General features: G+C 43.0%; 14 protein-coding genes. 5 read left to right on the plus strand and 9 right to left on the minus strand.

What is annotated here, in order from left to right:
- Positions 1-92 precede the first annotated feature (92 nt).
- The 4 genes from MU515_RS12425 to MU515_RS12440 are packed head-to-tail and all read left to right on the plus strand — an operon-like array spanning position 93 to position 7,320.
- Positions 93-2,207, plus strand: a complete 2,115-nt coding sequence (locus MU515_RS12425) for a type VI secretion system Vgr family protein (protein WP_260260744.1) — start codon at positions 93-95, stop codon at positions 2,205-2,207.
- On the plus strand, positions 2,185-3,048 hold the full coding sequence (locus tag MU515_RS12430; protein WP_260260745.1) for a DUF4123 domain-containing protein: 864 nt from the start codon (positions 2,185-2,187) through the stop codon (positions 3,046-3,048). The genes MU515_RS12425 and MU515_RS12430 overlap by 23 nt, the downstream gene beginning before the upstream one ends.
- Positions 3,041-6,457 carry a T6SS effector BTH_I2691 family protein gene (locus tag MU515_RS12435; protein ID WP_260260746.1) on the plus strand — a complete coding sequence of 1,139 codons (3,417 nt, stop codon included), beginning with the start codon at positions 3,041-3,043 and terminating at the stop codon, positions 6,455-6,457. The genes MU515_RS12430 and MU515_RS12435 overlap by 8 nt, the downstream gene beginning before the upstream one ends.
- 8 nt (positions 6,458-6,465) lie before the next feature.
- Complete coding sequence (locus MU515_RS12440) at positions 6,466-7,320, plus strand: immunity protein TsiV2 protein (protein WP_260260747.1); 855 nt, start codon at positions 6,466-6,468, stop codon at positions 7,318-7,320.
- 182 nt (positions 7,321-7,502) lie between these two features.
- Here the strand turns inward: MU515_RS12440 and MU515_RS12445 are convergent, their stop codons facing one another.
- The 5 genes from MU515_RS12445 to MU515_RS12465 form a co-directional block, all read right to left on the minus strand.
- Positions 7,503-8,762 (minus strand): RND transporter family protein, encoded by a 1,260-nt coding sequence (locus MU515_RS12445; protein ID WP_260260748.1) that lies wholly within the window; start codon positions 8,760-8,762, stop codon positions 7,503-7,505.
- Between the two features lie 171 nt (positions 8,763-8,933).
- Positions 8,934-9,893: a helix-turn-helix domain-containing protein gene (locus MU515_RS12450; protein WP_260260749.1), complete on the minus strand. Its 960-nt coding sequence runs from the start codon at positions 9,891-9,893 to the stop codon at positions 8,934-8,936.
- Positions 9,894-10,125: 232 nt separating this feature from the next.
- Positions 10,126-11,871, minus strand: coding sequence for an ABC transporter ATP-binding protein (locus MU515_RS12455; RefSeq protein ID WP_260260750.1), 1,746 nt, complete (start codon positions 11,869-11,871; stop codon positions 10,126-10,128).
- Positions 11,864-13,681 (minus strand): ABC transporter ATP-binding protein, encoded by a 1,818-nt coding sequence (locus MU515_RS12460; protein ID WP_260260751.1) that lies wholly within the window; start codon positions 13,679-13,681, stop codon positions 11,864-11,866. The genes MU515_RS12455 and MU515_RS12460 overlap by 8 nt, the downstream gene beginning before the upstream one ends.
- A 97-nt stretch (positions 13,682-13,778) precedes the next feature.
- Complete coding sequence (locus MU515_RS12465) at positions 13,779-15,869, minus strand: TonB-dependent receptor (protein ID WP_260260752.1); 2,091 nt, start codon at positions 15,867-15,869, stop codon at positions 13,779-13,781.
- 253 nt (positions 15,870-16,122) lie between these two features.
- Here MU515_RS12465 and MU515_RS12470 point away from each other — a divergent pair, with 253 nt between their 5' ends.
- Positions 16,123-17,082 (plus strand): DUF4062 domain-containing protein, encoded by a 960-nt coding sequence (locus tag MU515_RS12470; RefSeq protein ID WP_260260753.1) that lies wholly within the window; start codon positions 16,123-16,125, stop codon positions 17,080-17,082.
- A gap of 54 nt (positions 17,083-17,136) precedes the next feature.
- Here MU515_RS12470 and MU515_RS12475 read toward each other — a convergent pair whose 3' ends face one another.
- The 4 genes from MU515_RS12475 to prpF form a co-directional block, all read right to left on the minus strand.
- Positions 17,137-17,961, minus strand: coding sequence for a PhzF family phenazine biosynthesis protein (locus tag MU515_RS12475; RefSeq protein WP_260260754.1), 825 nt, complete (start codon positions 17,959-17,961; stop codon positions 17,137-17,139).
- Positions 17,962-18,082: 121 nt separating this feature from the next.
- Entirely contained in the window at positions 18,083-18,550 is a 468-nt protein-coding gene (locus tag MU515_RS12480) for an ASCH domain-containing protein (RefSeq protein ID WP_260260755.1), read from the minus strand.
- Between the two features lie 122 nt (positions 18,551-18,672).
- Entirely contained in the window at positions 18,673-20,550 is a 1,878-nt protein-coding gene (locus tag MU515_RS12485) for a propionyl-CoA synthetase (protein ID WP_260260756.1), read from the minus strand.
- A 67-nt stretch (positions 20,551-20,617) separates the two neighbouring features.
- Positions 20,618-21,814 carry a 2-methylaconitate cis-trans isomerase PrpF gene (gene prpF / locus MU515_RS12490; RefSeq protein WP_260260757.1) on the minus strand — a complete coding sequence of 399 codons (1,197 nt, stop codon included), beginning with the start codon at positions 21,812-21,814 and terminating at the stop codon, positions 20,618-20,620.
- Between the last annotated feature and the right edge of the window lie 2 nt (positions 21,815-21,816).

The following is a 21,816-nucleotide window of genomic DNA, read 5'->3' on the forward strand; positions in this document are numbered from 1 at the left end:
AGATAAGCCATTGTGTCACCGAACTCATTTCAACCCACAAGGTTTATCTCAGTTGGTATCGCACACAGCGAGCTAAGCAAAAGGAAGCGGTAATGGTAACTCTCAATTTTACTCTGCAAGTGGATGGCCTCGACCCTGAGACCTTTGTCGTGCATGACTATCACGGCACAGAGTCCATCTCTTGTGCGTCAATAACCAATGGCATTGACTGCCATGGCTACCATTACCAAGTTGAACTTGCCAGCCGATTACCCAGTTTAACCGCCGCTGATGTGGTGGATAAAACCGTCCAACTGGATATCTACCAAAATCGTGAGTTAGTCAAAACCATCCATGGCATTGCCAGCAGTTATAGCCAAGCCGACAGCGGCCACCATCATAGTTTTTACTCGTTAACCTTAGTGCCTTCGCTCAAGCGTTTAGCACTTCGCCAAAACAGCCGTATCTTCCAACAACAAACGGTGCCAGAAATTATCTCGATTCTTTTGCAAGAGATGGGCATTGAAGATTACGCCTTTGCGGTGCAACGTGATTGCTTACCACGTGAGTTTTGTGTTCAGTACCGAGAAACCGACCTGGCCTTTTTAGAGCGTTTAGCCGCTGAAGAAGGTTTGCGTTACAGCTTTGTCCACCAACCGGGTAAACACACCTTACTCTTTACCGACAGTAACGACAGTGTGCATTACATTGGTGACTTACCTTATAACGCCTTATCCGGCGGGATGAGTGAGCAAAACTATGTGTCGCAGTTTAGTGTCACTAAACAGGCGCAGACTAGCCACTCTCAGCTTAATGACTACAGCTTTAAAAAGCCCCATTATGCCTTCAGCCATCAAACCACCGGCTCTAGTGTCGGTACTGGCATGGAGTACCAACGCCAAGACCAATACGAACACTTTGATTACCCGGGCCGCTTTAAAGACGACGCCAGTGGTAAAGCCTTTAACCAAACCCGCTTAGAGTATCTGCGCCGTAGCGCCCATACCGCGCAAGGCAAAAGTAATCACCCACAACTACAAGCGGGGCATAGCTTCTCACTCAGTGAGCACCTCGATGATGCCAACAACCAAACTTGGCTGATTACCCAGATTCATCATCAAGGCAGCCAGCCACAAGCGCTCGAAGAAGAAGGGGGCAGCGGCGCCACCACTTACGCCAACCAATTTCATTTAGTGCCGGCCATTATGCCTTGGCGCGCGACTCCGACGCCAAAGCCTTTAGTCGATGGCCCGATGATTGCCCTTGTGGTTGGCCCAGAAGGCGAAGAAATCTTCTGTGATGAACATGGCCGAGTAAAACTGCATTTCCCGTGGGATAGATATTCTAATGCTGATGAACAAAGCTCATGCTGGGTACGCGTGTCCCAAGGTTGGGCTGGTAGCCAATACGGCATGATGGCCATCCCACGTATTGGCCATGAAGTGATTGTATCGTTCTTAAACGGTGACCCTGACCAACCAATTATTACCGGTCGCACCTACCATGCAACCAACACACCACCTTATGCCCTACCCGAGCATAAGACCAAAACCATCTTACGCAGTGAAACCCACCAAGGCCAAGGTTATAACGAACTCAGCTTTGAAGACCAAGCAGGGCAAGAACAAATCTATCTGCATGCCCAAAAAGACTTGGATGCGGAAATTAAGAACGACCACACCACCCACATTAAGCACGATAAGCACTTAACCGTCGATAACGATAGTTTTGCGTTGGTGAAAAACAATCAACACACCATCGTAAAAGGTGAAGACCGAACCAAAGTAACTAAAGACACAACCCAAGTGGTTAATGGGGCGTTAAACCAAAAAATAGGCTCCAACTACGCACTCCAATCTGGTACAGAGATTCACCTCAAATCAGGTCATAAGCTAGTCATGGAGGCCGGCAGCGAAATCACCATTAAAGCTGGCGGAAGCTTTGTAAAAGTCGACCCAGCGGGCGTACACATTGTTGGACCGACCATCAACCTAAACGCAGGTGGCAGCCCAGGTAGCGGCAGCGGCTACGGTGGCAGTGAAGCAATAGCACCAAGAATTATTGAAGAGTTAGTAGCGCCCGAGGAGCTGATTGTCCATAAGCAGAATGCAGCTAAGTTTGTTACTGCTCAGCAGATAAAAACTTTGAAAATTTCGGCATCAAAAGCTCAAGGTATATGTGAAACTTGTGAAGAAAAGGAACGAGATGAAAGCAAGCAAAATACCTGAATTACGAGTACCCAAGAGTCAATCTCTCTATTTGTTAATTGATGGAAATGCGGTTGATAAATTGGCGGAAAAAATATATTCATTAACCGAAAATTTAAATGTTCAATGCATATATACAAATAGCCCCTTACAACCTCTAAGAGAGGCTTCTCCATGGCTAATTGAACTTCTTGATTCTCAACGCTTTAGCGTACTAGCTTGGGCTCAGGAGCAAAATTTTTTCGAAAACCAAGCAGCATGGTTATTCATTTCAGAATCAAATATAGAAACAACCGCCGATCATTTTCGCTCGCTAGTGGAAGTTGAGCACCCAATGGGTCACCAAGTAGTTTTTAGGCTTCAGGATCCTAGAGTCGCCCGAGCATTATTTACTTACCATGCTGAGCAAAATCATTTCGAATTAACAGGCCCTATTTCAGAGTCTTGGTTTTATGTTCAGGAAAAATGGTTCAAAGTTAAGAGCTTTCCTCAACCAGTCAATAAGCGTAAGTACGTGCTGACAGAACAAGATCTAAATATATTAAACATCGTAGCTATGGAACAGTTTATTTTGGGACTCGATAAACATATCTCTCTATATTTCCCTCATTGGGTTGCACAAAAGAAAAGTAATACAAGAACCATCATAGAAAATGCCAAATCAAGAGGATTTACATCTGAGCGAGCTATATATTTCTACACCAATGTCCTTGGTTTTCTTGGAGAAAACTGTTTAGACAACAATGAATACCAAGATATTCAACAACTCGTACTCATGCCATCTAGGCTAACACCAGAGCAAAGAATTGAGAAAGCCGCACACCTTGCTTATCAGTACTCACAGGGAGAAATTCATGTCTAATGCTATATCAAACGCCTCGGAACAATCTTCACAAGAAGCTGGGTTGTCACTAGGCACCTGTCCAATGCAGGCGCTCGGCATAAATATCGTCCCTGTTCGCTATGCATTAGATGAACTAGATGATTTAGGCAATGCAAAAAATGGTTTAGTTAACAACTGGAAAGGGAACGGTATTTTCAACGACAATCTCTCTAGGTCTCAATACACACTGCGTCAGCTAAGGGACGGATGGCTTTATGTTCTATGTGATTACGACAAAACATTCCACGAATATGAAGTATCAGGTAATAACCTCATCAAATACGATCTAGATACCTGGATAAAAGAAAAAGGAAAAACAGAAAGAGGGTCAGCTGGAAAAACAGCGCCGTTCCTAACTTACAACCAAAACAACACTATCTATCTAGCTTGGTCGAAACAAAGATGGAGTTGGAGACTGTTTAACGATGTTTTAAAAAACAAATCTAATTATAAAAAATGGATGCGAAAAGTTGAACTAAGAGATTACTGCCAATCAATGGATGCTAAACATGTAGGCTTAATCACTGAAATAGAAACTTTTGTATCGGATATATCAATTGATAGCTCGAATTGCTCAAAGTTTTTGGGTCACATGACCCAAACTGCTGCAGGAGAAAATACTAAGAATACAGACATTAAGCCTGTTGTTCCCAAATCAGCACTAACATCAGGAATGACAGATGAGCAATCTGCTATATTTGTAGCCCTTGACGATCCAATTTGTGATTTACAAGAGCTAGGTCTATTTTTGAACAAAGAAGTACTTGAGTACGAACAACTCAAAGAAACAAAAGAGCACAAATGGGTACTTCTAGAAACTGCGGCAAAAGTTACGTCACTTAATGCACCTGAGGATCTAATTTATCCAGCTTCAGTTAATACAAATAGTGACACTGATAAACACGATTACTATGCACAACTATCAGAATATTTAAAGTTAAAGGCTGATTTACGGCCTTTAGAAGCATTAAAAAGTACGCACTATGGTTACGCCCAAAGGCTCTTACAAGAACAGAAAATTGTGTCCGCCAAGAAACAGCTTGTGTCAAAATATGGAGAGCACGATGTTGATAGCGAAACAGTCTTCGCTCGCTGGAACAATACGAAGCAATGGAGAGATGAGGTAAACAACGAAAAACTTCTACAAGCAATCGAAGACTTTAATACTACAGATCGTCCTGAACTAGAAAATTTAGTTAAAAGCCTTAATCAATATCGCCAGCAGTTAATCGCGTCTGTTCAAACCTTTGGGTGGGCCCCAGAAAGAGGATTTATAGATCACCACAACGTTGATGGACAAGAATTATTGTTTGAAGTCCATCAGTTCATTACTGAGGCTATGACGAAAGTGATTGATGATGAGACATTGTCATGGCTTGAAAAAGAATTTGAACAACCCACTACTCTGATTCCCCTTTATCTTTCTGGATTTAGTAAAGAGTTATACCTCAAGATAGGTTCTGAACTAATACCAAACGATACTGATAATGTATCTATCAACGACACAGGAAACTTTATTTCTCGCTATAATGACTTTCTGAGCTTTACGTCAAGCGAATCAATACAAAGCAGTCAATTCTATAGTGACCTATCTGAAAAAACCAAGCCTGTGATACAAGCATTTAAACAAGCTATCAAGACAACTGGCGAAGCGACTGTATCAATAATAGCTCGCCGTACCACATCATTTACATTCATGCTTGGAAACAATGGTTTTATTGACCGCTCAACGATTGCTGAACAGATTTCCTTAAATAGGAAGATCCAGATCTCAGAAGATTTTTTAGATGCTAGAACAAACTGGAAAGCACAAAGAACTAAGATAGCGCAAGAAGTTGAAGAGCTCTACCAACAATTACATGGAACTAAACTAGCCGTAAACCGTGCCGACCTAGACCTTGCAGGATATGATCCTACTACTTCTCCAGAGCGAATTGTAGAAATGGAAGAGCAGATCGATAGTGCCAAAGCAAAGCAAAAGGCAATGAATAAAGTAATAGATGCAAAGCAGAGACTTCAAAATGGATTTGATCTCTTAGATGAAGTCGAACAACAAAATCTACGCACTCGTTACTACACTGCCTTAAGCGAAATGAATGAACTATTTTATGGTACTCCATCGATGATGTTGATAGATGGAGAGGATGTAGCTAAAGAAATCAGAGGTAAAATTAAACTGAACTTTAAAAACAGTATCAAAGTAACCAGTAAAACATTTGAGAACTTAGGCGGATTAGGATTTTTAGCCTTTTTGTTCAATGCTCGTGATCTATATATGGCCTACGGTGATCTAAAACAAAACAATGTTCATACAACAAGAGAAAAAGCTGAATTAGTGCAGAAATTTTCTTATACCTTTAGCTCTCTAGCGGCAATATTCCAGAGCAAATCGTGGCGTAAAGTAGATAAAACTTCAGAGTTTTTTTATCAATCGACAATTAAACGCGCTAGTAATATGCATCGTTCGGTAAGTGATTACATCCGAATTTCTAGATTTACTAGCTCCTTCGCTATATTAGCAATAGGCATAGAACTCTACTTCTTAAAAACTGACATTGACAATGAAACTGACGAAACCAATAAACTTTACATGCAAATGAAGTTCAATGGACTCGTTCTAATGGGCGCCAGCGAAGTGGCTAAAAGGGGGGCTATGATTTTAGCTTCTCGTGTAAGCATTAGTTTTTTAGTCGGGTCATTTGTAACTGGCACCGCTTTAATAGGTGGTATTCTATATCTATTATCTACACTAGTTCTTAATGGACTAAAAAAAGATGACTATCAGAAATGGTTACATCGTTTACCTTGGTCATCGAAACCTAGTGAAAAACAGTTCCCCGATACACCTGAAGGCGTTGCTGAAGCTCTAATAGCATTGTATCAGTTTACTATGCAGCCAAAAGTTTACGTACAACAACTAGGACAGTTCACTAAGATTAGTAATGGGTATGGAAAAGTAAAATTCGAAAGAGAAGGCCTAAAACTACACGTACACCTCAATAAAAACTTAGAACAATCCAACAACCAAGTAGTCGTTAATGTCAGCTCCCCTAGAAAATATACTACCATAGCATCGAACTTTTCAAATACATCTGAATCTCTTAACTATGATTTAAAAATAAAAGACTCCCCAAAAAAAGAGCTATTAATTGAAGTTAGTTTTTATATAGATGCAACTAAAGGATCAAAACTCAATAAAAAACTAACATACAACTACTCCATAGATATTGCACAGATTGGCATTCATAGTATGACATTAATTCAACCTTTGAACTCTAACGAAGAAAAAGTGACCATCATACAAAATTATCATGACCAACAATGGTACACTAATCATCAGTTTAATTGGTCACCTTCAGAAAACCCTGTGGAAGCTGTTATTATATAGGTAACATTATGAATCCTAACTTTACTAAAGAGCAAATTACAGCTGAATTTACCAAGCTTGTAAAAACAAACCCTAAAAAAGAAACACTATTAAAATATAGATCAAAAATATACAGCCAAATTTCAAGTAGCCCTGACTCTTTAAAGTTTGATACAAAATTATCATTGGGTTTTTACAAGTTAAGAGAATGCTTTTCTTTGGCAGCGTTTGTTTTTCCTTATTTTCTATTGTCAATCTTTGAAGGTAAACTATTATCTCCAAACAGCGAACATTTCAACCTTGCTATCTCCAGCGGAATACTACCTCTTTTATTCGTGTGGTTTGGGTTCGCTGAAAAATGTTACTATTATCGATTGGACAAAAAACATATATCAACATATGAACACCAAGACCAACCTTTGATAATATTTTCAATACTAAGGTATATCGCATGGTTCGGAGTAGGCATCTGTATTATAGCAGTATTATGGATTGGCCCGATGGCGTTTGTTGGTGCTGGAGGCTCTGCTTTACTTGCATTTAAGCTGATAAATGCTAAAAGAGAAGAAGTCTATTGGTTGATAAATTATGACGGAATTTTGTTTATTGAGGAAGTAGAAAAAGAGAATAAAATTAATATCACTCACAAATTCCAAACTTTCACATCAAAAACAACACCTAAGATGATAAAGGAAGAAATTTTTATTGATACTATTTGGTGTGGTAATCAAGACAGAAACATAATAATGCAACATATAAAAAACAATATAGATGAAAACGTTGAGATATTTTCAACTGATAAAGAGGAAAATGAAATAAATTTCTTTGAGAAAATAAAAGACTACAATCTAACTCTAAAAGAATATTCTATTGATGAATACTAAATTAAATAATCAAAGTGTTTTACTTGATTGAGTTTTATAAAAACCATGTAAATAATTCATCTCAATTTAGAATGACAAGCACCTATTTTATGAAACATAACTATCAGTTATTTATATCGAATCTAAAGTTAGCTTTACATTTTTAACTATTAGCGAGTTGTAACCTTATGAATAATTTATTTTTACTTTAAACACAAAGCGCACGCGGGCAACAAAATCAACACCGACATGATAGACCAAGAAATGGCAGTACCAATTAACAAACCGAAAGTGAGCAAATCCCCATGATTGGCCATCACAAACAACGAAAATGCGCTGGCAACAATGGTGTTTGAGATAACTAGCGGCCTAGATGCAGACGCTAATTTCTTTGAAATTTCGGTGCTGTGATCTTTTTTAGCATTGGATGAGGTAATTTGCTGGTTGAGCTTTATTGGGCGCAAAATTTGTATCACTGCATCAACGATTAGGTAAATCAGCACTGACGCAAACCCCATTAAACCTGCGGTAATCGGCATCATCGCCATGGCCAGCGCCCCTAACGTCGCACCAAGAGTCATCGTCAACACAAGAAAAATCCACATTAACGAAGAGACAAACCCTTTACCTTGCCCCTTAATCAAACCACATAACAAAACACCAGCGAACAGCAATGATGGCCAAGATACCAAGGTAGAGTTCATTGCCTCATGAGTGACACTCAACATGGCCAACCCAGCGGCCATAAGCAATGTAACAACAATAAACCCTATCGACCATAGCTTAGGTCTCGCGAGTATGCGTTGGATCGTTTTGCTCAATCCTTTGTCGAGCCAATCAGGCTTAGTCTCTTTTGAGGTGAGAGACGGAGCAAAGGCCACCAGCAGTAACAGCAATAATCCCTGAGTGACAAGCATTACCGCAATACTTGCTATCGCAAAGCTGTAACCAATGAATGACCCAATCAGCAAAATTAGCGCAGCCGCCCAAATAGTCACTAACCCAATTGAACCCAGGTTAGATGTGAGTATCTTCGCTGACGGGCTCATGCTTGGCTGTGGCGTTTCTTTTACAGAAAACTGAACAGCACTGGTAATCGATACTGCTATGACTAACAACACAATTTGCAATGCACTAAACAGGGGCATTCCAAGTTGACTGAGCGCTATTAAAGTCGAACACAAACCGACGGCGCAAACTAACATAGTAATCAACGTGAGCAACAAGCTACGGCACAACCACCACATTAATAACATTACGGTCGCCATCACTGATACCCATAGGTATAGCGGTTCCTGCAATAGCCAACTAGTGATTTCACCTTGCTGAGAAACTAAATACAAACAAGCAGTCAAACTCACCAACACACACACAAGCAACCAATATCGGCAACCAGCGACGAAACAGAAAAAGGTAGAATTTGAGGTGTAACTTGACGAAGCAGATGTCCATTCAGCGTGCATTGGCCGTATCCTTATTTCACTACGGTGAGCAAATAAAGACTCTCATATTACGTATTAATTGAATCCTGACGAGACAACAGAGGGAGAGTTTTTGTCACTTAACGAAGCTTTAGTTCAACTCAGAGAGTCACTCAAAGCCAACTAGCATGTACTCTGCGGCAAAGAATACCATTACCCCACAGCAACAGACTTACGACGATAGTCTTTTGGACTGCAAGCGTACTGCTCTTTGAATTTCTTAGAGAAATGACCAACGTGCTTGAAGCCAATTTTATTGGCAACCTCTTGTACTGATAGCTCCCCTTCCGCCAACAGTTCGCTGGCTTTGGCCATGCGTTTGCTATACAAAAAGCCATATACAGTATCGCCAAACACCAGTTTAAAGTTACGTTTTAGCTTGTTGTCATTGATGCCTACTTGGCGAGCTAGGTCTTGTAGTGAAGGCGGCTCTTGCATGTGTTCTTCAATGATTCGAGCCGCATTTTGAATACAATCCATATCACGAGATGTCATGCCATCACACTGTTTCACTGGGTGAGTCAAGTTGTGGTACAGAATGGCTAACAGCTCCATCACCTTACCTTGTAGATAAAAGTTATTGGCAGATTTACTCAGCTTTGAGCGGAAAATATCATCCACCACTTTCACCATAGGCGCAGTCACTGACACAAGGTCGTATTTATTGCATACATTATCAGGGTCGACATTTGCGCCAATCAAAGACTCATACAAGGCTTTCGGCACACAAAAATTTAAGAACTTGGTGCGCTTATCGTTGTAGTGGAACTCAAACTCTCCACCCTGACAGACAAAGAACAAGGCTCTTTCTCGGGTAATGGTGATCGCCTTCGCTTGCTCTGGAACCACTAAGTCCATTTCACCTTGTAAGATTAAACAAGCACCATAGAAGTCTTGAGCTTGCTCTTTGAAACGAGTTGGTACTTTGAATGTCACGTCACTCAAAGTAACCGACATCCCCTCTGCTAAGTCAAAAATGTAACCAGCACCATCGCATACACTTTCTTCTAAGGTCACTTTAGAGGTAGCAAACTGAGCCAATTGATCATCTTGGGCGCAATCGAGAATGTCGTACATACGAAACGGCGTAGTATCAATGTCAACAAGCTCCATAGTCTGCTCTCCATGCCTGATAGTTAAATCAATAGATGAGCTGAAAACTATAACAAATGAGAATAATTATCAATTAATTTCAGGCGATATCACGCACTACCGCATAAGAATTGTCATCTTTACGGTACGAATAGATAGATTTGAAGCCAAATGGCTATGCCTCATAAACGGCTAATCGCTCGACGACTCACCAACAATGAGCCCTTAGCTTAACTCAATAGCGAATCCTGAATTACAAGCACCAACTGGTCGAAGACTGATGATCACGCCACAATGCTTGGTATGTTTCGCAGTCAGACAACAGCGCCTCGTGTTTACCTACCGCTTCAACCTTCCCGTTGTTCATCACAACAATTTGATCCACATGAGTGATACTCGATAAATTATGCGCCACCATAATCACGGTCTTATTTGCAACCAAGTGGCTAACCGCTTGCTTCACTTTGAGTTCGTTCTCTGCATCTAACGCTGCGGTTGCTTCATCCAGCAGTATTAATGGCGATTGGTTTAACAGTGCACGAGCAATGGAAATCCGCTGCTTTTCACCACCAGACAGTTTAGTCCCACCTTCACCAACTTGAGTATCCAAGCCCTGCGGTAAAGATTGAATAAACTCCCAGCACGATGCCATCTGACAACAGCGCTCAATCTCATCAGTGGAAATGGATGGATTCCCCATCGTCAGGTTATTCAATATGCTGTCATCAAATAGATACACTTGCTGAAATACCACACTGACCAACTGAGCTATCTGAGTTTGGTTTAAGCTATTAATGGGTTGCCCTGATAGCAATATTTGCCCTGATTGCACATCCCAAAATCTTGCCAGTAGATGAATCAAGGTTGATTTACCCGAGCCTGATGGCCCAACAATCGCAGTTACCGTATTAGGCTTAACCGTAAAACTGACTTGGCTAAGAACTTGTTGCTGCTGATATGCAAAACTGACGTTTGTTAGCTCTACTCCCGAGAAAGGATTTGAACCATTATTCGAACTCTGCTTAGGGGAACTATCAGTAATGTTATCAAGGCCTGGTTCAGCTAATACACCTGCGACACGATCCATCGCTGACTGGAAGAACTGCCACTGAGAAATCAAAATCCCCGCCTGCATGATCGGACGATAAAACTGCGTTGAAAGCAGTAAAAACAGCAACAGAACAGACACAGTAACTTGCCCATCAAGCACCCAGTAAATGCCCAAACTGATCAGCAAAGCAAAGCCTGACTCAGCTAACACAATGAATGCGGCAGGAGCCAATGTGGCACGTTTTTCAAAGGCAAGATGCGCATCTCGTGCGGATTTTGACTTCTCATCTAGCGATAGAATCTCTCCCCCAGCACAACCATGAGCTCGCAAAATTTTGATACCTGCGATGTAATCAAAAATGGTGTCCGTTAGCTCATCTCCCGCTTGGTACAACTGCGCTTTACTAGTTAAGGAAGCTTTGTTTAACCAATAGAATGCGCCACAAGCCAATGGAATGCCTGCCGCCATGCTTAGCGCTAAGCGCCAATCAAAATAGGCTAAACCAAGAAGAATTACGCTTAAAGTACAAAGCACGGCCATTAAATGACTCACTACATGGGAAAAAGCGTGCTCTACATGGTCAACATCTTTAAGCAATGTGTTGTTCAATGTACCAAGGTCGATGCTTAGTAAGCGGCCCATCGGAATGTTAGTCAACTTGCTCAACAAACCATTTCGGGTCTTTTCCCCAACGAGCGTCGCTAAGTAACTTTGTTTGAGGTTGGCGATACGAATCATCACCATCCGCACCAGCACACAAACCGCAATGGCTAAACAATAATAAGGCCAAGTTTCGGGCAGTTGGTTGTCAGCAATCAATACCGATAACAGCTGAAAAACCAATAGATAAGGCACAAGCGCAAACAATGCATCCAATGCGACCCACAGGGTATTAACCAGCATCGGGCGCAGCGAAATCCCCGTTAACTGTTGATAGCGTTTAAGCATGCTGCGCCTCCGGTTGTTGCTCTACCATTTGCGACGGCTTAATTTTCCATTGCTTAGCGGTTTGTTGCGTGTTCCATAACTGTGCGTAGTGTCCCTGTTGCTCTAGCAACTGCTGGTGCGATCCACACTCAACCAATAAGCCGTCATTAAGCACTAAAATTTGATCGGCATTGACCACTGTAGAAAGCTGGTGTGCAATCACGACGACCGTTTTACCTTGTGCTAACTCGCTAATAGCGGATTGAATCAGCTTTTGATTGGTGGCATCTGCATGCGCCGTCGGCTCATCCAACACTAGAATAGGCGCATCTTTTAGCATCGCCCTTGCAATTGCGATACGCTGTTTTTGACCGCCGCTCAGTGAGACACCATCACTCAATAGCGTGTCATAACCTTGGGGCAATTGTTTGATAAACTGATGAGCGTTGGCCGCTTTCGCTGCCGCCTCTATTTGCTGAAATGAATACGGCTTACCCATAGTAATGTTGTCCCGGATGGTCAGCTTAAATAGGTGTGAATCTTGAAAAACCAACGACATCTGATCCATCAACTGCGTCTCTGAAAAATCACTTAATGGCTGATCATCAAGATAAATTTGACCACTACTTGGTTGCCACATTCTGGCTAATAGATGAACCAAGGTCGACTTACCCGCCCCAGACCCACCGACAATCGCAGTCACAGTATGAGGCTTGAGCTCAAAACTGATGTTTTGCAGTGCTGATTTGTTTGTTTCTGGATAATGAAAACTGACTTGCTCGAACCGAACCTGATGATGTTTTACATTAGGCTTAGAAGCCGATTGATTGGAATCGTTGGCTTGTGTGACCACAGACTCTTGCGGCAATTGCTCAATCTTGATTAATCGCCCTACGCCTTCAAAAACTTGCCCCAGATAGGTGCTCAGCAAGGTTAGATTAAACAGCGGCTCCAGCATTCCTACACCAAGCAACAAACAGATAATGAACTGGGCAATGGTCAATGAACCATCAAGCCAAAAATAGAGACCCATCGGCACCAACACCGCTAAGCCACTGTTAAGAAAAGCTTTGAACGCAGCCATTGGCCAAGCCGCCTCTTTTATCCATTTAGCTAAATATTGTCGATGCTGAGCTAAGCCCTGCTCTAACTTAGTATGGCGAGTCTGCTGCATAGCAAACAAACGAATCACGGGCATCGCTCTGGCGAACTCCGTCACTGCACTGTTGAGCTGCTCCAAGTTATGGTGGTATTGCTGGGCTTTCTCTTTGTAACCACGAAACATCATCGCTTGGCTAATGGCAGCAAGAGGAATGGGAATTAGCGCAAATAGAGCCATGCGATAATCTATAAAACAGAGCAATACAAAAGTGGTCAAAGGCACAAACAGCGCTGTCACAAGATCAGCTAACTGATGCGCAATAAACACTTCCACTCTGTCGATATCTTCTGCCAACACCTTCTTTATCTCGCCGCTACTGGTTTGATTAAAATAACCTAACGGAATGCGGCTCATGTGCCGAAACAAGCGTGTCCTAATCTGATACTGAATATGAAAGGCGCTAGAATGGGCTAAATAGGTAGATAACAGTAAACAACCATAGCGCAGTAACATGGCCACCAACGCTAAGCTGGTAAACCACCAAATAGCTTGTTGGTCAGTCACTTGAGTAAGTAAGCTATCAGCAATCAAATAGACAAAATAGTAAGGCGCAAGAGAGAGCGTCGCTGCAATCGCTGCCAAGCAGACGGAACAAATCAAAATCCATCGATGTTGATGACAAAATTGCAGTAGCCAAGGCAACGCTGAGGGGGAAGATGACGAAGACATCCTTTCCTCCAAATAGAAATAAAAACAGCAGTGATAAGCCATGCTTACCACTGGAAAGAAATCGGGCTTTCAAATCGAATGATGAAAGCCCTTATGATTAGAAGTTAGCGCTTAAATCGACACCAAATCGCACTGGGTCACCATAATTGCTAAAGCCTGTTCCACCCCAGTTAACCGAATAGGTTTTATATCGCTCGTCGGTGACGTTGACGCCCCAGAGTCGAATTTCAAAGTCGTCTCGATAATTGAATCGAACATTGGCATCAACCACAAAGTAAGGGTCTTGGAAGTTGTTACCTTGCTTATCTAGTGCCATTTCACCATAGAAGCCAACACCGAGGTTTGGAGTAAACGTCCAGTTGTCGCCAATTTCACCGTAATAGGTCGCTTCAACATTAACTGTATGCTCCGGTGCAAATGGAATGCGTGCGCCTTCAGAGTAACTCGCTCCCGTGTAGCCATCCACTTGAGTGACCTTGGCATCATTGAAACCAAAGCTCAGTGCCGCTTCCCACACATCATTAATGAGTGCGCTGATTGAGCCTTCGATACCACGTGAGCGTACCTCTTTAATTGGTGCAATCGCATTCGCCCCTGTCGTCGGGTCTTGATAAGCGTATTGCAGGTTATTCACACGCATATCGAACACGTTAATATCGGCGACGATAGTACGATCATTCCAATAGCTCTTATACCCAAGTTCGTACACTTCGCTGGTTTCAGGGTCATAAGGTAAGCCATGACCTAGATTGCCCGAGCTGTCACTCGCTTCCGCAATCCATGAACCTCCACCACTTAACATACCCTCACCATAGCTCGCATACACGGTGTGATTTTTGCCAAAATCTTTACTGATGGCGAAGTTAGGTAAGAACTCAGAATAGTCTTTCTGGTAGCTGCCCTGCGTTTCAAATGGGAAACGGAACATGCTGTAGAACTGAGAGTCGATCTGGAAATCTTCTTTGGTGTAACGTGCGCCTGCTTTTAGTGTCCATGTCGGCGCAAAACGCCAACTCGCATCCATATAAGCGGTATAAGTATCTCGGGTATACTTACCAGCGGTCTTGGTAAGCTGCATTTTGTTTATATCCATCTCAGTGAAGTTATTATTATCTTCTTGAGAGCGATAAAACGCAGCGCCAAATGTCCAATCAACAGGTAGTGCACCTAAGTTCGAATTTAAACGCAGTTCTTGGAAGGTATCTTTTTCACGAATATAGTTATCAAGATAAGCAGACCCAGCGGGAGGCGTGACCACTAAGTCAGCATCAAAACGGCCATAAGTATCAATTTCACGAATACCCGTAACTGAGCTTAGTTGCCAGTTTTCTAATCCTGTCCAAGTAACATTCAACGCAGCACCTTTTGAGGTTTGATCGAACAAACCTTCTATATCGGTCGCCGTTTTCAGATCATCACCACGTTCGGTTTTCGGGTCATCTTTCACATACGGATATACACCACTTTCTAATGTGGTGTGGTCAAGGTAAAGGTTGGCTGTCCAGTCACTACTTGGCGTCCAATGCAGGCTTAACATGGCCGAACGTTGCTCTTTAGGATCTACCGATTTGTTAAGGTGAGTATTCTCAACAAAACCATCGCGAGATAAGTAATCTAGCGTAACTTTCGCAGTCAACACGTCTTCAATCAGCGCTGTACCCGCAGTCACCGTTCCGCTTTGTTGATCGTAGTTAGCAACACCTAACTCAAAAGATGCAGAAGGATCATTGCCCTGCTTTTTAGTGGTAATAACGATGATACCGTCACGAGCATTACTGCCATAAGTGTTACCTTGGGGTCCACGTAAGAACTCAATCGATTCAACGTCTTTCAACAGTAAGTTGAGGCCATATAAACTGGTCTGCGGTACACCATCAACGTAAATTGGCACGTTACTTTGCTCTAAGTGACGCGGCAATCCACGCACTTGAATGTAACTGTAATCGCCCGGTAGCTCCGGTAATACAATGTTTGCGATAGACTTAATCGCATCCGCTACGGTCTTATAACGGTGCTTTTCAATATCCTCAGCAGAGAGATAATCCATGCTTTGCGGAATATCTTTCATGTCCTTTGCTACACGAGCAGCATGCACAATAACCGTCTCGTCCGCTTGCGGTGCGGCGACGCTTTGTCCATAAGCAAGTGTTCCTAAAATAGCGGCTGCTAGTACTGCTTTATTGTTCACCTAGAGTCTCCCCTAATGACTGGATGATGTGAGATGGCAGTAATGTAAATGAAAACTATTTTCGACTAAATGGAGAAACTAGCAGTAGCGGGAGACAAAACAGCACTAGAGGAATTTTAGTGATTATCCATCGAATGTGATGAGTATTTCATTTTAGCCCTAATCTCAATTCCCAACTTCGATACAGCGTGATAAAACGGTGTACGGAAATGAGAAAGTGTGTTGATTTGCATATAAGTTAAACAGGTAAAAAATGGCTAAACCAAGAATATTCGTAAGCTCTACCTACTACGATTTAAAACAAGTTAGAACTGATTTAGAAAGATTCATAGTTGAACAGGGTTACGATGCTGTTCTAAATGAAAAAGGCCATATTTCATATGGAAGCCAAGAAAAACTGGAAGAATACTGCTACAAAGAAATCGACCAATGCGACATCCTAGTATCAATAATTGGTGGTAGATACGGCTCTCAATCACATGAAAGTGAATACTCGGTATCCAACAAAGAGCTAAAAAAAGCTTTAGACACAGGAAAACAAGTTTATATATTCGTTGATCATGCTGTTGCTACCGAGTATCGAACTTTTGAAGTAAACAAAGGCGTATCTGGTGTTAGATATGCAGCAGTGGATGATGTAAAAGTATATGAATTCCTAGAAGAAGTATATGACCTGCCAAAGAACAATACCATCCATAACTTCCATGGTGCACAAGACATCACTAACTTCCTAAAAGAACAATGGGCGGGACTATTTCAAAGGCTTTTAAGTGATGAATCTAAGAAAAAAGAGTTGGATCTAATCCAAAAGCTATCCGAAACATCTGAAACTCTAAATCAGTTAGTAGAATACTTAATTGGTGAGAAAAATAATGGTGAAACGGCTGTCTCAAACATATTGCTCAACAACCACCCTATTTTCTCTGATATAAAAAGCAAAGCTAAGATTCCCTTCAGAGTATTTTTCGAATCAACAAATGAACTATATGAGATACTTTACGCATCTGGATTTAGAAGCCTAGGCAAGGACGAACTTGGCTACAAAAAAGATTACTACTCCGCAGTGTTCCCAGACGACGGAATCAAAGTTCTAAGAGTACATAAAGATGTTTTTGATGAACAAGACAATAAATTAAAAGTTATGACTCCTAGAGAATGGAAAAGCGAATACGTAACTATTGATATTATCTTTGATGACGACATACCGTTTTAAGCTCTAACTAATATAAAACCAGCTTGCTCTGGTTTTATATTTTAACGCTTGCTCCTAAACGTATATCGTGCCTTTGAGGTACAACACGCCCGTACCTGACACCAATACACGATCATCCACAAGTTGGCAGTGCAGTACTCCGCTACGCTTAGATGCTTGTAAAGCCACCAAATTCTGTTTACCAAGTTGCTCTGCCCAGTAAGGCGCGAGTCCAGTGTGAATAGAACCAGTCACCGGATCTTCATCACCTCCATTAGCAGGCCAAAAGTAGCGTGAGACAAAATCGTACTCACTCCCCTTCGCTGTCACTACCACATCATACGGCGCAAGCTGTTTAAGCTGGTCTGAATCGTACTCGACTTCGAACACATCTTGCTCGCTGGCCACCACCGCCACATAGGCTTGTCGATTGCGTAGCACTTTTACTGGTAAGCGAGATAGCCCATCTAACAATGCACTCGGTGTATCATCAATCTCATCTGGCTTTTGATTTGGGAAGCTCATTTCAATTCGGCCATTTTGCTTTTGCTGCACAAAAAGGTTGCCGACTTCTTGAGTCAAATATTCGATTTCGCCAGTAACACCAAGCTGGTTAAACAGCACAAACGATGCGGCCAACGTAGCATGACCACAAAAATCAATTTCAGTCAGAGGAGAAAACCAACGAATTTGATATTGATTGGAAGAGCTTGTGTAACCAAGCTTTTGATTAACAGGAACAATAAAAGCCGTTTCAGACAGGTTATTTTCTGCGGCGATGGATTGCATCAGCTCCACGCTAGGCCATTGCGTTACCGGTACAACTGCCGCTGAATTGCCCTTAAACTGCTGATCGGTAAATGCGTCGACAACATATATATCTAGCTCTAACTTTGACATAGCGATTCCTTTCAATGTTCGAATGCTGATTGGTATCCAGACATTCAGTCTATCGAATTTACGCTAGTCATACCGAGCGTAGTTTATAAAACTATTAGTATTTTCAACTACTCACGAACGATTAGACTGGGTAAACCTTCTCGAACCGCTCTAACACTAGATCAGAAGATGTATTGAACTCTGCGCCAATTTGTTGAGCATATTGAGTAAAGAACTTCACATGGGCATCGTGCCACCATTGATAACTACGATCGCCTTCCCCCTCAGCATACGCAAACTCTGGCGTAACTTGATCGAACGGGCAAACATCCACCTGAGTCAACTTAACGATGCACACAGGATTTTCTTGCCAATCCAAAACCACGGTTAATCGGCCGACTTGTGGCAATGGCTCATCTTCTATCTCATAACCTTGCTTTAAACTGCACGAAGCCGTCTTTATACCCTGATCGATCAGCTTGGCACATTGATTTGCATTGTATTCATCAGCACAAAAATACTCGGCGATGGTTTGCGGGATTTGACTGCGCTGTTCGGCAGTTAACTGTGACAGGTACTGTTCTAAAAATTGCTGGTGATGCGGCTTCATATTTCTTCCTTGGTTACAAATCATCATCGACCTGATAATGAGCTACGATTATAAACTATTGATTCAATGAAAAAAGGAGCATTTTACTGCTCCTTTCAAACCGTGACATCTTTGATCATCAGCTAACTTTGTAATACGCGCTCAATCTCGCTGATGCTGGATGGGTCATCGATGGTTGATGGAACGGTGTAAGACTCTCCATCTGCGATTTGACGAATCGTGCGACGCAATATCTTACCGGAGCGTGTTTTCGGTAATCGCTCCACCACCAAAGCATGTTTAAAGCAGGCAACTGCGCCAATAGAATCTCGCACTTTAGAGACCAATTCGCCCTCTAATTGCAGCGAATCAATACTTATCCCGTCTTTTAGTACCACAAAGCCTAATGGCAATTGACCTTTCAAATCATCATGAATACCGACAACCGCACACTCAGCAATCGCAGGATGCGCACCAACGATTTCTTCCATCTCTCCGGTGGATAACCTATGCCCAGCAACGTTAATCACATCGTCAATTCGCCCCATAATAAACAAATAACCATCTTGATCGAGATACCCCCCATCACCTGACACGTAGTAACCCGGAAATTGACTTAAATAACCTGATTCAAAGCGGTCATGGTTGCGCCATACGGTGGGTAAACAACTTGGAGGTAATGGGCGTTTCAAGGCGATATAACCTTGCTGATTGGCCTGCGCTGATTCGCCTAGCTCATTGAGGATTTCTACTTGATAGCCAGGAATAGGTTTGGTGGCAGAGCCAGCTTTTACTGGCATCATTTCAAGCCCCGTCGGGTTGCCCGCAATCGCCCAGCCAGTCTCCGTTTGCCACCAATGATCGACCACAGGTTTATCGGTTTTCGATTCTACCCAGTCCAGTGTTGGCGGGTCGAGCCGCTCTCCGGCCATAAAAATCGTCTTTAATTGGCTAAGATCGTATTGGTTTAAATAATCCCCTTGAGGATCTTCTTTTTTGATCGCTCGAAATGCCGTTGGAGCAGAGAACAGCGCATCGACTCGGTACTCTTCGCACACTCGCCAAAATGCGCCCGGATCAGGTGTACGCACTGGCTTTCCTTCATACAAAATCGTCGTGCAGCCATGAATCAACGGGGCATAGACAATATAAGAGTGGCCAACTACCCAGCCCACATCGGATGCCGCCCAAAACACGCCATCTTGCGGCATGTTGTAAATCGTGCTCATCGAATATTTCATCGCAACAGCATGACCACCATTATCTCGTACCACGCCTTTTGGCTTACCCGTCGTGCCTGAGGTATACAAAATATAAAGCGGATCAGTGGCGAGTACCGGGACACAAGCATGAGGTAGCGCATCTTGATAGGCTTGTTGCCAATCAATATCACGGTCTTGGTTTAGATCTGCGATTACTTGTGGCCTTTGCAATACGAACACGGTTTCCGGTTTCCAGCGGCTATCCATAATTGCTTGGTCGACCATAGGTTTGTATGGCAATACTTTGTTGATTTCAATCCCGCAAGAGGCCGTCATGATCACCTTAGGCTCTGCATCTTCAATTCGCACGGCTAATTCGTTGGGCGCAAAGCCACCAAACACCACCGAATGGATAGCCCCCAGACGAGCACAAGCAAGCATGGCCATGGCCGCTTCTGGAATCATCGGCATGTAAATCACCACGCGATCGCCTTTTGTCACACCTTGCTTAGCCAACATTCCAGCAATCTTCGCCACTTGATCACGCAGTTGTTGATAGCTAAAAGTTTTCTTTGCTCCCGTTGCTGGAGAATCATAAATCAAGGCAATGTTGTCACCTCGTCCCTGCTCGCAGTGGTAGTCCAACGCCAACCATGAAGTATTGAGCAACCCATCGGGAAACCAACGCTCAATGCCGTTTTCGTCCGTGGCTAAAATGGTATTGGGCGCTTTAAACCAATCGATTTGCTCAGATTGTTGTCGCCAAAACTGCTCAGGCTCGTTTTTGGCCCAAAGATATTCCTTCTGATACTCAGACATAGTGCTTCCTCCAGTATGTCTCGATACTGCTCTAACTTGGTTTTAATACAGCTTCGCTTTATCGTTATTAAAATAGGTCGGAGGGAACACGCACTACGCCCTCCATCAATATGCGGGCGCTACGGCTCATGGTCACTTTTTCAATTTGCCATTGCTGATCTTGCGAACACGACGCTTGTGCGCCAACTTTGAGCGTTCCGGATGGATGACCAAAAGTAACGGTTTCTCGTTCACCACCTCCCGCCACTAAATTGACTAGCGTACCGGGAATTGCGGCGGCAGAGGCTATTGCCACAGCAGCCGTCCCCATCATGGCATGATGCAGTTGCCCCATCGAAAGCGCGCGAACCAGTAAGTCCACTTGCTCTCGTTCAACCTCTTTCCCACTCGAACTTAGATAGCTTTTGGGCGCAGAGACAAAAGCGATTTTCGGTGTGTGCTGACGAGTCTTGGCTTGCTCTAAATCTTCTATCAAACCCATTTTTAATGCGCCATGTGCTCTTATCATTTCAAAGCGATCTAACGCAGCAGCATCAGAATTAATTTCTGACTGTAGTTCAGTGCCTTGATAACCTTGAGCCTGCGCTTCAATAAAGATAGTTGGGATGCCAGCATTGATTAATGTGGCCGGAAACCTTCCTACATCAGGCACATCAAGTTCATCCACTAGATTGCCTGTCGGGAAAAGGCTGCCTTCAGCTGCTGGGCGGACAAAATCAACTGGTACTTCAGCGGCCGGAAAGGTCACCCCATCTAACTCAAAGTCCCCCATTTCCTGTACTTCCCCATCGACCATGGGAACGTGCACGACTATGGTCTTTTCAATATTGGCCTGCCAAATACGCACTTGCGCAATTCCGTTTTCTGGCACGCGCTTAGGATCAACCAGACCAGCATGCACGGCGAATGGCCCAACCGCAGCGGACAAGTTTCCACAGTTACCGCTCCAATCAACAAATGGCTTATCGATGGCGACCTGTCCAAACAGATAGTCCACATCATGATTTGGCTGACTACTCTTCGACACGATTACGGTTTTGCTGGTGCTCGACGTTGCCCCGCCCATCCCATCAATCTGTTTCTGATACGCATCAGGGCTGCCAATTATCCGCATCAACAGCTTATCTCGCGCTTCCCCTGCCACTTGGGCTGGTGCTGGCAAATCTTGCAGCCGGAAAAATACCCCTTTGCTGGTTCCACCACGCATATAGGTAGCAGGAATTCTCAGCTGAGATTGTTGTGACTGCTTAATTAGTTTTTCCATAA

Source organism: Vibrio intestinalis (genome assembly GCF_025195085.2).
Taxonomy (GTDB): Bacteria; Pseudomonadota; Gammaproteobacteria; order Enterobacterales; family Vibrionaceae; genus Vibrio; species Vibrio intestinalis.

Coding starts and splice junctions, on each gene's coding strand:
- MU515_RS12425 (WP_260260744.1), top strand. CDS start 93: ATGGTAACTCTCAATTTTACTCTGCAAGTGGATGGCCTCGACCCTGAG.
- MU515_RS12430 (WP_260260745.1), top strand. CDS start 2,185: ATGAAAGCAAGCAAAATACCTGAATTACGAGTACCCAAGAGTCAATCT.
- MU515_RS12435 (WP_260260746.1), top strand. CDS start 3,041: ATGTCTAATGCTATATCAAACGCCTCGGAACAATCTTCACAAGAAGCT.
- MU515_RS12440 (WP_260260747.1), top strand. CDS start 6,466: ATGAATCCTAACTTTACTAAAGAGCAAATTACAGCTGAATTTACCAAG.
- MU515_RS12445 (WP_260260748.1), bottom strand. CDS start 8,762: ATGCACGCTGAATGGACATCTGCTTCGTCAAGTTACACCTCAAATTCT.
- MU515_RS12450 (WP_260260749.1), bottom strand. CDS start 9,893: ATGGAGCTTGTTGACATTGATACTACGCCGTTTCGTATGTACGACATT.
- MU515_RS12455 (WP_260260750.1), bottom strand. CDS start 11,871: ATGCTTAAACGCTATCAACAGTTAACGGGGATTTCGCTGCGCCCGATG.
- MU515_RS12460 (WP_260260751.1), bottom strand. CDS start 13,681: ATGTCTTCGTCATCTTCCCCCTCAGCGTTGCCTTGGCTACTGCAATTT.
- MU515_RS12470 (WP_260260753.1), top strand. CDS start 16,123: ATGGCTAAACCAAGAATATTCGTAAGCTCTACCTACTACGATTTAAAA.
- MU515_RS12475 (WP_260260754.1), bottom strand. CDS start 17,961: ATGTCAAAGTTAGAGCTAGATATATATGTTGTCGACGCATTTACCGAT.
- MU515_RS12480 (WP_260260755.1), bottom strand. CDS start 18,550: ATGAAGCCGCATCACCAGCAATTTTTAGAACAGTACCTGTCACAGTTA.
- MU515_RS12485 (WP_260260756.1), bottom strand. CDS start 20,550: ATGTCTGAGTATCAGAAGGAATATCTTTGGGCCAAAAACGAGCCTGAG.
- prpF (WP_260260757.1), bottom strand. CDS start 21,814: ATGGAAAAACTAATTAAGCAGTCACAACAATCTCAGCTGAGAATTCCT.